Source organism: Pseudomonas sp. FG29 (genome assembly GCF_057809355.1).
In genome coordinates, this window is the sequence record NZ_JBMDJU010000001.1 from 400,325 (window position 1) to 411,665 (window position 11,341).

Annotated in this window: 10 protein-coding genes and 2 pseudogenes; 5 read left to right on the forward strand and 7 right to left on the reverse strand. The window is 64.0% G+C overall.

Features of this window, described 5'->3' with window-relative positions; all coding sequences use genetic code 11:
• Positions 1-66 precede the first annotated feature (66 nt).
• The 4 genes and pseudogenes from ACODS1_RS01960 to ACODS1_RS01975 all read left to right on the forward strand — a co-directional run.
• Positions 67-1,086 (forward strand): annotated as a pseudogene (locus ACODS1_RS01960) (methyl-accepting chemotaxis protein); the annotation flags it as partial.
• A gap of 198 nt (positions 1,087-1,284) precedes the next feature.
• Positions 1,285-1,989, forward strand: coding sequence for a methyl-accepting chemotaxis protein (locus ACODS1_RS01965; protein WP_489084542.1), 705 nt, complete (start codon positions 1,285-1,287; stop codon positions 1,987-1,989).
• Between the two features lie 331 nt (positions 1,990-2,320).
• A pseudogene (locus ACODS1_RS01970) lies at positions 2,321-3,205 on the forward strand (methyl-accepting chemotaxis protein); the annotation flags it as partial.
• A gap of 198 nt (positions 3,206-3,403) precedes the next feature.
• A complete protein-coding gene (locus ACODS1_RS01975; RefSeq protein WP_489084543.1) occupies positions 3,404-4,108 on the forward strand; it encodes a methyl-accepting chemotaxis protein in 705 nt (234 codons plus the stop codon).
• Positions 4,109-4,194: 86 nt separating this feature from the next.
• On the opposite strand, the gene ACODS1_RS01980 is transcribed toward ACODS1_RS01975, so the two are convergent.
• The 6 genes from ACODS1_RS01980 to ACODS1_RS02005 all read right to left on the reverse strand — a co-directional run bounded on the left by ACODS1_RS01980 (position 4,195) and on the right by ACODS1_RS02005 (position 9,511).
• Complete coding sequence (locus tag ACODS1_RS01980; protein WP_322981573.1) at positions 4,195-4,848, reverse strand: HAD family hydrolase; 654 nt, start codon at positions 4,846-4,848, stop codon at positions 4,195-4,197.
• A complete protein-coding gene (locus tag ACODS1_RS01985; protein WP_322981574.1) occupies positions 4,848-5,834 on the reverse strand; it encodes an ABC transporter ATP-binding protein in 987 nt (328 codons plus the stop codon). The genes ACODS1_RS01980 and ACODS1_RS01985 overlap by 1 nt, the downstream gene beginning before the upstream one ends.
• Positions 5,831-6,628: an ABC transporter permease gene (locus tag ACODS1_RS01990; protein WP_489084320.1), complete on the reverse strand. Its 798-nt coding sequence runs from the start codon at positions 6,626-6,628 to the stop codon at positions 5,831-5,833. Before ACODS1_RS01990 ends, ACODS1_RS01985 begins: the two co-directional genes overlap by 4 nt.
• Positions 6,615-7,460 (reverse strand): ABC transporter permease, encoded by an 846-nt coding sequence (locus tag ACODS1_RS01995; protein WP_489084321.1) that lies wholly within the window; start codon positions 7,458-7,460, stop codon positions 6,615-6,617. Before ACODS1_RS01995 ends, ACODS1_RS01990 begins: the two co-directional genes overlap by 14 nt.
• Complete coding sequence (locus ACODS1_RS02000) at positions 7,457-8,263, reverse strand: alkaline phosphatase family protein (protein ID WP_489084322.1); 807 nt, start codon at positions 8,261-8,263, stop codon at positions 7,457-7,459. Before ACODS1_RS02000 ends, ACODS1_RS01995 begins: the two co-directional genes overlap by 4 nt.
• 189 nt (positions 8,264-8,452) lie before the next feature.
• Entirely contained in the window at positions 8,453-9,511 is a 1,059-nt protein-coding gene (locus ACODS1_RS02005) for an ABC transporter substrate-binding protein (protein WP_322981578.1), read from the reverse strand.
• A gap of 307 nt (positions 9,512-9,818) precedes the next feature.
• Between ACODS1_RS02005 and ACODS1_RS02010 the strand changes: the two genes are divergently transcribed.
• Entirely contained in the window at positions 9,819-10,535 is a 717-nt protein-coding gene (locus ACODS1_RS02010; protein WP_322981579.1) for a UTRA domain-containing protein, read from the forward strand.
• Positions 10,536-10,639: 104 nt separating this feature from the next.
• Here ACODS1_RS02010 and ACODS1_RS02015 read toward each other — a convergent pair whose 3' ends face one another.
• Entirely contained in the window at positions 10,640-11,341 is a 702-nt protein-coding gene (locus ACODS1_RS02015; RefSeq protein WP_322981580.1) for an ABC transporter ATP-binding protein, read from the reverse strand.

Below are 11,341 nucleotides of genomic sequence, written 5' to 3' on the forward strand. Positions count from 1 at the left end.
CCGGTCTGGTAACAAGAACAATTCTCCAGCGGTTGCAGAAACCCCGATCCTCGGTTGGAGAATTACATGAGCAAATGGCTCGGCAATCTCAGTGTCACATTCAAACTGGCCTTCGGTTTCGGCCTCGTCCTCCTGCTGACCCTGGTGCTGGCTGCTTCCGGTTGGGACAGCATTGGACGTCTGACCGAGCGCAGTGAGCGTGTCGTCGAAATCAACGACGTCAATGATCTGCTCGATGACCTGCGCGTCAGCCGCCTGCATTACATCGCGAGCAATGGTGACAACACCCTGGCCGAGCGCATGCAGCAGTCGCTGGAGCAGTATCGAAAGGCCCATGAGCGCGTCAGCGCGCATTTCACCAATCCCGATAACGTTGCTCGATTCAAGGCTCAGAGCGAGCAGATCGATCTCTATCAGGCCTCGCTCAATGCCATGCAGGCTGCCTACCGTCAGGCCAGTACCGCGCGTGGTGAAATGGGCAGCCAGGCCCGTGACGCCTTCGCCCAGCTCGAGCAGATCGAGACCCTGGTGCTGCGTATTCCCGAATACGACCCACAGCGGCTCGCCAGCTACCGCGCCATGCGTGACGCCAAGGAAGGGCTGCAACTGATGCGCTACGAGGTGCGCGGTTACACCGCCAACGTCAACGCCGATACCGAAGCGGCCGTGACGCGGCAACTGCAGCGCACTCGCGAGAGCCTCGATGAGCTCGATAGCATCATCGGTGCTCAGGCTCCCGAGCAGGTCAAGGCGATCCAGGCTGCCTTCGAGGGTTACCGCACGGCCGTGCAGACTTTCCAGCAGGCCAATACGGCCGTCATCCAGGCGCGTGACGAGCTGGATCGACAAGGAGCGGAAATCGTTCGTCTGAGCGACGAGCTGATTCGCAATCAGGTCGAGCAGAGCAATACCGACGCGTCCATGGCCAAGAGCGTGCAGGTGATCGCGACCCTGCTGGCGTTGGCTGTTGGCGTGCTGTCGGCCATTGCCATCACGCGGCAGATTACCGTACCGCTGGCCACGACTCTGGCCGCTGTGGAGCGCATTGCAGGGGGCGATCTGACTGCCATACCCAACACCTCCCGGCGCGATGAGATCGGTGCGCTGCAGCAAGGCGTACAGCGCATGGGCAATGCCCTGCGCGAGCTGATCGGCGGCATCCGTGATGGCGTCAGCCAGATCGCCAGCGCCGCCGAACAGCTGTCGGCGGTGACCGAGCAGACCAGCGCCGGAGTCAACAGCCAGAAGCTCGAGACCGACCAGGTGGCGACCGCCATGCAGGAGATGTCCGCCACGGTTCACGAGGTCGCGCGTAACGCCGAGGATGCATCGCGTGCTGCCATCGACGCCGACGCCGAAGCGAATCAAGGCGGCAGGGTGGTGGTCGAGGCCATCGGCCAGATCGAGGCACTGGCGGGCGAGATGGTGCGCTCCACCGAGGCCATGGATCTGCTGCAGCAGGAAAGCGCGAAGATCGGCAGCGTGATGGATGTGATCAAGGCCGTCGCCGATCAGACCAACCTGCTGGCGCTGAATGCCGCCATCGAGGCGGCGCGAGCGGGTGAGGCCGGGCGCGGTTTTGCCGTGGTCGCCGATGAAGTGCGCAACCTGGCACGCCGTACCCAGCAGTCCACCGAAGAGATCGAGAGCCTGATCGGCGCCCTGCAACGAGGTACCCAGCAGGTGGCCAGCGTGCTGCAGGAAAGCCGCAGCCTGACCGAGGGCAGTGTCGGTCTGGCGCGCAAGGCCGGCGATGCGCTGGTGGTGATCAATCAGAAGGTCTCCAACATCCAGTCGATGAACCAGCAGATCGCCGCAGCTGCCGAGCAGCAGGGTGCGGTGGCCGAGGAAATCGGCCGCAGCGTGGTCAATGTGCGCGATGTCGCCGAGCAGACCGCCGAGGCCAGCGAAGAGACCGCCGCCAGCTCGGTGGAACTGGCGCGTCTGGGGACTCACCTGCAGACCTTGGTCAATCGCTTCCGGGTCTGATCCTCCTGATCGGGCGTGGCGCTCGCCACGTCCGATGGTCGCTTGAAATCCTCGGTAACACAGCCTTTTGCCGTTTTGTGACGGAGTCGATAAATGGCTGTGCCTCCCGCCGCTTCGCCTGCGTCAGCACAGACCTTGCTGGCTTCAAAAAGAACAATTCTCCAGCGCAACCCCAAGACTCTCGTGGAGACTGTTCATGCATTCGTGGTTTGCGAACCTCAGCGTTACGCGCAAGCTGGCACTCGGCTTCGGGCTGGTTCTGGCACTCACCCTGGCGCTCGCCTGGGTTGCCTGGAGCAGCCTCGGCAGCGTTATTCAGCGCAGCACCTGGATGAGCGAGATCGCTCAGCTCAACAACACCCTCACCAACCTGCGCGTCGCACGCCTGCAGTTCATGCTGGCCAAGGGCGATGCGCCGACTACCGAGCGCCTGCTCGGCAGTCTGGACATCTACCTGCAACAGCAGAGGAAGCTGCTGCAGACGTTCACTAATCCGGTCAACGTCAAGCTGCTGCGTGAGCAGGATGGCTACAACCAGGCCTATCAGCAGTCGCTGGCGGGCATGCGTTCGGCCTACGCGGCAGCCGAGCAGGCTCGGCGCCGGGTGGCCGACGAAGCACAACAGTTGGCTCAGGTGCTGGCGGGCCTGCAGCGTGGCGTGCAGTTGCTGCCGGAATACGATGGTCGCCGTTTCGGCCAGTTGCAGGCACTGAATCAGACACAGGGCGAGTTGCTCAGTGTGCGCTACCTGCTCGAACGCTATGACAACAGCGCGGACAGCGATACCGAGCAGGCGCTGGTAGCCCGTCTGGCGGCTGCACGTGCGACCCTGGAGCCGCTGCGCGAGGCCTTCGGCGCACAGCGCAGCGATGATGTCACGCGGATCGAGACGCTGCTCGGCAGCTACGCCCAGGCCATGCAGGCCCTCAAGCAGGCCACTCAGGACATCGCCCGTACGCGTCAGGAAATGACCGATCAGCAGCGCGAGATCGTGCGCATCAGTGATGCTCTGTACGCGTTCCAGACCGAGCGTCTGGCTATCGAAAGCAGTCAGGCGCGTACCTGGCAGATAGTCGCCGTGCTTCTGGCGGTGCTGTTTGGCGTGCTGGCGGCCTGGTTGATCACCCGTCAGATCACCCATCCGCTGCGTGACACCCTGGGCGCGGTGCGGCGCATCGCCGAGGGCGACCTGACCGATACCCAGCAGGTGGTGCGTCGCGACGAACTGGGCCTGCTGCAACAGGGCATCGCCCAGATGGCCAGTACCCTGCGCGAACTGATCGGCGGCATTCGCGACGGCGTGGCGCAGATCGCCAGCGCTGCCGAGCAACTCTCGGCCGTGACCGAGCAGACCAGTGCCGGTGCCAACCATCAGCGCCAGGAGACCGATCAGGTGGCCACCGCCATGCATGAAATGTCGGCCACCGTGCAGGAGGTCGCACAGAACGCCGAGCAGGCTGCGCATGCCGCCACTGCTGCCGATGGCGAGGCCCGTGAGGGCAATCAGGTGGTGAACCAGGTGGTCGCGCAGATCGAACGTCTGGCTGCCGAGGTGGGGCGTTCTTCCGAGGCGATGACCGGTCTGCAGAAGGAAAGCGACAAGATCGGCAGCGTGATGGATGTGATCAAGTCGGTGGCCGAGCAGACCAACCTGCTGGCGCTCAACGCCGCCATCGAGGCGGCGCGTGCCGGTGAGGCCGGGCGTGGTTTTGCCGTGGTGGCGGACGAGGTGCGTGGCCTGGCGCAGCGTACGCAGAAATCTACCGAGGAAATCGAAGCGCTGATCGCCGGCCTGCAGAGCGGCACGCAGCAGGTCGCGGCCGCCATGCGCGCCAGTCGTGACATCACCGACAGCAGCGTGGAGCTGAGCCGCCAGGCCGGCAGCTCGCTGGCCAGCATCACCCAGGCGGTGTCCAACATCCAGTCGATGAACCAGCAGATCGCCGCCGCCGCCGAGGAGCAGAGTGCGGTGGCCGAGGAGATCAGCCGCAGCGTGATCAGCGTGCGCGACATCTCCGAGCAGACCGCCGGTGCCAGCGAAGAAACCGCCGCCTCCAGCGCCGAATTGGCGCGTTTGGGTGGGCACCTGCAGGCGTTGGTCAGTCGTTTCCGTCTGTAAGACAAGTGGCGGGTTTCACCCGCCCTACAGATGATCGCGGTTGAAGAGTCTCCCGTAGGAGCGGCTTCAGCCGCGATAGCGCGTATTCACCGCCAGCTCAGGATCGGCCAGCCGGCCTGCTCGGCATGGGCGCGCAGGGTCGGGTCGGGATTGACCGTGAACGGCTTGTCGACCAATTGCAGCAGCGGCAGGTCGTTGCGCGAGTCGGAGTAGAAGCTGGCCCCAGCCAGGCTTTCGCCCTGCTCGGCGAGCCAGGCATTGAGGCGCGTGACCTTGCCTTCGCGGTAGGTGAGCACGCCCTGGGTACGCCCGGTGTAGAAGCCATGCTGCTGTTCCAGGTCGATGGCCAGTACTTGGTCGATACCGAAACGTTCGGCGATGGCACTGACCAGAAAATGCGCCGAGGCGGAAATCACCAGCAGGCGGTCGCCGGCCTGGCGATGCGCGGCCAGGCAACGGCTGGCGTCGGTGTAGAAGATCGGTTCGATCACATCCTCGACGAAGGGCTCGACCACATGGGCGACCTCCTCGGGCGTGCGGCCAACCAGCGGCGACAGGGTGTAGGCCATATAGTCCTCCATGGCCAGGGTGCCGGCGGCGTACTGGCGCATCAGCTCCTGCTCGTGGGCGAGGAAGGATTCACCATCGGCCCAGCCGATCTTCACCATTTCCTCCGTCCACAGGCTGGCGCAGTCGCCATGGATCAGGGTTTCGTCGAGATCGAAAATTGCCAGGGCCATCACTTCACCTCCCGGATTGCGCTCGCGTCGATCTGCAGGCTCACCGCCTGGCCGTTGCCATGCAGGTCGGCGGCCGAGCGGTTGAGCACGTCCACCAGCAACTGGCTGCCCTGCGCCTCGACGCGGTAGCGGATGACGTTGCCCAGCAGGCTGTGGCTGATGATCCTTGCGGCGATGCCGTTGTCGGCGAAAGCGATGGCCTCCGGGCGAATGGCCACGCGCGAGCCCATCGGCTGGCCGAGCAGGCGGCTGGCGGCGTCGGCTTCGAGCAGGTTGTAGTTGCCGATGAAGCCGGCGGCGAAGGCATCCACCGGGGCGGTGTAGAGGGTTTCGGCGTCGCCGCTCTGGACGATCTGGCCGGCATTCATCAGGAAGATGCGGTCGCTCATGGTCAGCGCCTCTTCCTGATCGTGGGTGACGAAGATGGTGGTCAGGTTCAGCTCCTGCTGGATGGCGCGGATCTGTTCGCGCAGGTGTTTGCGGATGCGTGCATCGAGGGCCGACAGCGGTTCGTCGAGCAGCAGCAGGCGTGGGCGGGTGACCAGAGAACGGGCCAGGGCCACGCGCTGGCACTGGCCGCCGGAGAGCTGGTGCGGGTAGCGTGTGGCGAAGTCGCCCAGCTCGACCATCTCCAGCGCCTCGCGCACGCGTTGTTCGCTCTCGGCCTTGGCCACCTTCTGCATGCGCAGGCCGAAGGCGACGTTCTGCGCCACGCTCATGTTGGGGAACAGTGCATAACTCTGGAACACCATGCCGATACCGCGTTTTTGCGGTGGCAGTGGCACCAGGTCTTCGCCGCTGAGATTGATACGCCCGCCGTCGACCTCGGTAAGGCCGGCGATGCAGCGCAGCAGGGTGGACTTGCCGCAGCCGGAGGGGCCGAGCAGGGTGACGAACTCGCCCTGGCCGATCTCGCAGTTGATGTCGCTGAAAATACGGGTGTCGCCGTAGCTTTTATGCAGGTTCTGGATGCTCAGAAAGCTCATGCCTTGTCCCTGTTCAAACGGTTGGCCGCCCAGGTGAACACCAGGACGAAGAAGAAGTAGGAAATCACCAGCGCGCTGTTGAAGTGGCCGCTGCTGTTGCGCATGTTGTTCAGGTACACCTGCAGCGTCTCGTAGCGGGTGCCCACCAGCATGTTGGCGAAGACGAACTCGCCGAACAGGAAGCTGAAGGAGAGGAACAACGACACCATCAGGCCCTTGCGCAGGTTCGGCAGCACCACCAGCAAGGCCGCCTTCCAGGTGCTGGCGCCGAGCAGGTGGGCGGCGTCCATCAGGTCGCGCAGGTTGATCGCCTGCAGGTTGTTGGCGATGGCGCGGTACATGAACGGCAGGGCGATGGTGAAGTAGCAGCCGAGCAAAATCCACGGCGTGCCGGTCATCGCCAGTGGCCCGGAGCCGTAGAGCTGCAGCAGGCCCACCGAGGACACCACCGGCGGCACGGCGAACGGCAGCAGGATCAGCACATTCATCAGCGTGTCGAGTTTCGGGAAGTGGTAGTGCACCACGAACATCAGCGGCAGGATCAGCGCCACCGACAATGCCAGTGCGCCGAAGCACACCAGCAGCGACTGGCCGAAGGCACGCAGGAAGCGCTCGTCGCTCCACAGCGCGGCGTACCATTTGAGCGTCAGACCGTCCGGCAGGATGGTGGCCGACCAACTGGTGGATAGCGAGTAGAGCAGAGTGCCGGCCAGTGGCAGCAGCAGGATCAGAAACAGCAGCCAGACCACGATGCGGTGGTAGAGGCTGGCGGTGGGGGCATCAGCGCGTGACATGCTGGCTCCTTTTCAGCAGCACCTGGTGGACGACGGTGATCAGCACCATCAGCCCGACCAGAATCATCGACAGGGCGCTGGCCAGGTTCGGGTTCAGCGCGATATCGCCGGAAACCATCGCCGCGATGCGAATGGGCAGCACGTTGAAGTTGCCGGTGGTCAGGTAGTACACCGTGGCGTAGGCGCCCAGGGCGTTGGCCAGAAGGATGACGAAGGTGCCGAGCAGCGCCGGGGTCAGCACCGGCAGGCCGATATGGCGCCAGAAGTCCCAGGTGCCAGCGCCGAGCAATGCGGCGGACTCGCGCCAGTCCTGACGCAGGGCGTCGAAGGCGGGGTAGAGCAGCAGCACGCCGAGCGGAATCTGGAAGTAGGTGTAGAGCACGATCAGACCGTTCTTCGAGTACAGGTTGAAGCTCTCGATCAGGCCGAGCTGGATCAGCAGCAGGGTCAGCGCGCCGTTGAAGCCGAGCAGGATGATGAAGGCGAAGGCCAGCGGCACACCGGCGAAGTTGCTGGTCATGTTGGAGAAGGCAATGACGAAGTCGCGCAGCTTCGAGTCCACCTGGCGCAGCGAGTAGCTGCCGAGGATGGCAATGGCCATGCCGAACAGGCTCGACCAGAAGGCGATCTCCAGGCTGTGCTTGATCGCCTGCAGGTAGAACTTGGAGGCGAAGATCTTCTCGAAATTACCCAGGCCCCAGCCATCGGGGCTGTTCAGGCTGTTGATCGCCACCCATGCCAGCGGCGCCACCTGGAACACCAGGAAGAACGCGGCGAAGGGCAGCACGAACAGCAGCGGCAGCCAGCGCCGCAGGGAGGACGGCGCGCTCATTTCAGCAACTCCGCGCAGTAGGGTTTGTCGTGGGGCACACCGAGCAACTGACAGATGCTGCCGCACAGTTCGAGCTGGCGTGGGCGCGCGCTGGCATCGAGGCTGAAGGCGTCGCCGATGACGAACAGCGGCACCTGGCGCTCTTCAGGGAGCAGGCCGTTGTGCGAGCGGTCGACGTTCATGCCGTGGTCGGCGGTGACCAGCACCTGGTAGCCGGCATCGACCCAGTTCTGCAGATGGTCGGCCAGTAGCACGTCGGCCATGCGCGCTGCGTTGCGGTACTGTGGGCTGTCCAGGCCGTGCTTGTGGCCGGCGTCGTCAATGTTCATCGGGTGCACCAGCAGCAGGTCGGGCGCGTGCTGCAGGCGCAGGCTCTCGGCGTCGACGAACAGGTGCGAATCCGGGTAATGGTCGGCGTAGTAGAAGTGGCCGTACTGGATCGGTAGCGATTCATCGCAGGTGTGACGGTCGCGCACGGCGATGAAGGGCGAGCGGTTGTACAGCTCGCTGACCCAGTGATAAGCCGCGGCGGCAGTGCTTAGGCCGGCATCGCGGGCGTAATGAAACAGGCTGCGTTCGCGCGACAGGCGCGACACATCGTTGTGCACGATGCCGCTGTCGATGGGGCGCACGCCAGTGAGGATGGCCTCGTAGAGCGGGCGCGACAGCGCCGGTAGTTCGCAGTCGAGACGGTAGAAGGCCGCGCGCCCGGCGTCGCACCAGGCATGCAGATGGCCCATGGCATGTTGCGCGACCGAGTGGCTAAGGCCGTCGAGCACGACGAGGATGACCTTGGAAGGCATGGGGAATCCTGAAAAGCGTAGGGTGGATCGCGCTTCGTCGATCCACCGCATGGGTAAACGCCAAAACGGCAAGGTGGACGGATGAAGCGTCAGCTACGCGCCCCGATCCACCTTACGCGCTCCTACGGCTTGTGGGAGGGGCTTCAGCCGCGACTGTCGCCGCTAAAGCGCCTCCCACGATGCAGCGCATCACTCCATATTGATGATCACGTTCTCCTGCCACATCTGCGGCAGCGCCTTGGAAGTGGCTTCCCAGGCGGCGGCGTCCTTGATCGGCTGCACCTTGGCGTATTGCTCGTTGGGCAGCAGCTTGGCCTGCACATCGGCCGGCAGGGTCAGGTGCTCGGCGCGGATCGGCCGGGCATTGCCCTTGGCCAGGTTGATCTGGCCGGCGTCGGAGAGGATGTACTCACGCGCCAGCTTGGCCGCGTTGGGGTTCTTGGCGTACTTGTTGATGATGGTGGTGTAGCCGGAGATCACCGAGCCATCGGAGGGGATCAGCACCTCGAAGCGGCTCGGGTCGATCTGGTCGCGGTAGGACAGGCCGTTGAAGTCCCAGACGATGCCGACTTCCACTTCGCCTTTTTCCAGGGTCTGGATGGTCGGGTTGGACAGCGACAGGCGGCCCTGCTCGGCGATGGCGGCGAAGAAGTCCAGGCCCGGCTGGATGTTCTTCTCGTCACCGCCATTGGCGATGGCGGCAGCCAGTACACCATTGACGGCCTGCGCGGCGGCACTGACGTCACCGATGGCGACGCGGTACTTGCCGTTCTTCAGGTCGGCCCAGGATTTCGGAACATCCTTGACCAGTTGCTTGTTGACGATGAAGGCGATGGAGCCGGTGTAGGCCAGCATCCAGTGGCCATCGGCGTCCTTGGCCCAGCTCGGGATCTGCTCCCAGGTGCTCGGCTTGTACGGCTGGGTCACGCCCTGCTGCATGGCGATGGGGCCGAAGGCGGCGCCAACGTCGCCGATATCGGCGGTGGCGTTGTCCTTCTCGGCAGCGAACTTGGCGATCTCCTGGGCCGAGCTCATGTCGGTGTCGGAGTGCTTGAGGCCGTACTTGGTGTTCAGGTCGTTCCAGGTGTCCTTCCAGTTGGCCCAGCTATCGGGCATCCCCACGCTATTCACCGTGCCTTCGGCACGAGCGGCTTTTTCCAGTGCCTGCAGGTCGGTGCCTGCAGCCATGGCGGAAGTGGCCAGAGCGATGGCCGAACCCATCAGTGAAGCCAGCAGCAGTTGTTTCATTGGAAACTCCTTTGCGGTGTGAGTGTTGGTCTAGATCAGCAATACCCGAGCCAATCTAGGCGCCTTTGATGACAGTTTTGTGTCCTGACGCCTGACGACTGCTATCGCGTTCCAGCCAAGCGCTGCGCCCAACAAGCGTAGACCATGGTCAAACACCCGGAATGACTGGGTCGCAGCGTGGCATGAGGCATGCTTGTCGTCGTTCTGTCATCTGCTGGTCATCTGGCTTGCCTAGGCTTGTCATGAATCCGCGCTGCACGCTTTTGCCCTGTGATGGGGCTGGACTAGTCCAAAAGGGAAACAATTGATGCGTATCGATGCGCCACGCGCCGTCACCACCATCTGCCATGCGTTACAGGAGCAGATCGACCGCGGTCTGTTGCCCTCGGGTAGCAAGTTGCCGGCCGAACGCAAGCTCAGCGAGTTGTTCGACACCACGCGGATCACCCTGCGTGAGGCGCTGGGGCAGTTGGAGGCGCAGGGGCTGATTTACCGCGAGGAGCGCCGCGGCTGGTTCGTCTCGCCGACGCGCATCGCCTACAACCCGCTGGTACGCACGCACTTCCATGCCATGGTGGCGGGGCAGGGGCGGGTGCCAGCCACCGAGGTGCTCAGCGCACGGCTGATACCGGCACCGGCCGAGGTCTGCCAGACCCTGGAGCTGGCGGCGCTGTCCAGCGTCTATCAGGTATGCCGGGCGCGGCGCATCGACGGGCGGCTGGTGCTGTACGTCGAGCATTACCTGAACCCGGCCTATTTCCCCGGGATTCTCGAGTTCGACCTGACCCGTTCGCTGACCGATCTGTATGCCAGCGAGTACGGCATTCACTACGGGCGGGTGCGTTTCGACATGGTGCCGACCGCGCTGCATGCCGAGGCGGCAGCCAGCCTGCGGGTAGCAACGGGCAGCCCGGCGCTGCGCATCACGCGGGTCAACCGTGACCAGCACGGGCGCATCATCGATTGCGATCTGGAGTTCTGGCGGCACGACGCGATTCACGTCAGCGTCGAGGTGCCGGAATAGAGGGTTGGTAATGTCGGTTACAGGATAAATGACCGTGGGAGGCGCTTCAGCGGCGGGCTCTTGTCGCGGCTAAAGCCCCTCCCACGGTTTGCTTCTGCAGCGGATCAACCGCCGAGGTAGGCGTCGCGGACTTTCGGATCGTTGAGCAGGTCTTCGCCGCTGCCGCGCATGACGATATGGCCGTTCTCCAGCACATAGCCACGGTCGGCGAGCTTGAGCGCCTGGTTGGCGTTCTGCTCGACCAGGAACACGGTCACGCCGTCTTTGCGCAATTGCTCGATGATGTCGAAGATCTGCTGGATGATGATCGGCGCCAGACCCAGCGATGGCTCGTCGAGCAGCAGCAGGTTGGGCTTGCTCATCAGCGCCCGACCGATGGCGAGCATCTGCTGCTCACCGCCGCTCATGGTGCCGGCGCGCTGGGCGAAGCGTTCCTTCAGGCGCGGGAACAGGTGCAGCACCTTGTCCAGTTGCTCCTGATTGTCCGCCTTGGTGCCGAAGAAGCCGCCCATGGCCAGGTTTTCCTCGACGGTCAGGCGGGCGAACACGCGGCGGCCTTCCGGCACGATGGCGATGCTCTTGCGCATGATCTCCGGGGTTTCCATACCCACCAGCTCTTCACCCAGGTAGCGGATGCTGCCACTGGTGGCGCGCGGGTTGCCGCACAGGGTCATCAGCAGGGTCGACTTGCCGGCACCGTTGGCACCGATCAGGGTGACGATCTCGCCTCTCTGCACGTCGATGCTGACGTCGTGCAGGGCCTGGATCTTGCCGTAGAAGGTAGAGACGTTGTTGAAGCTGAGCAT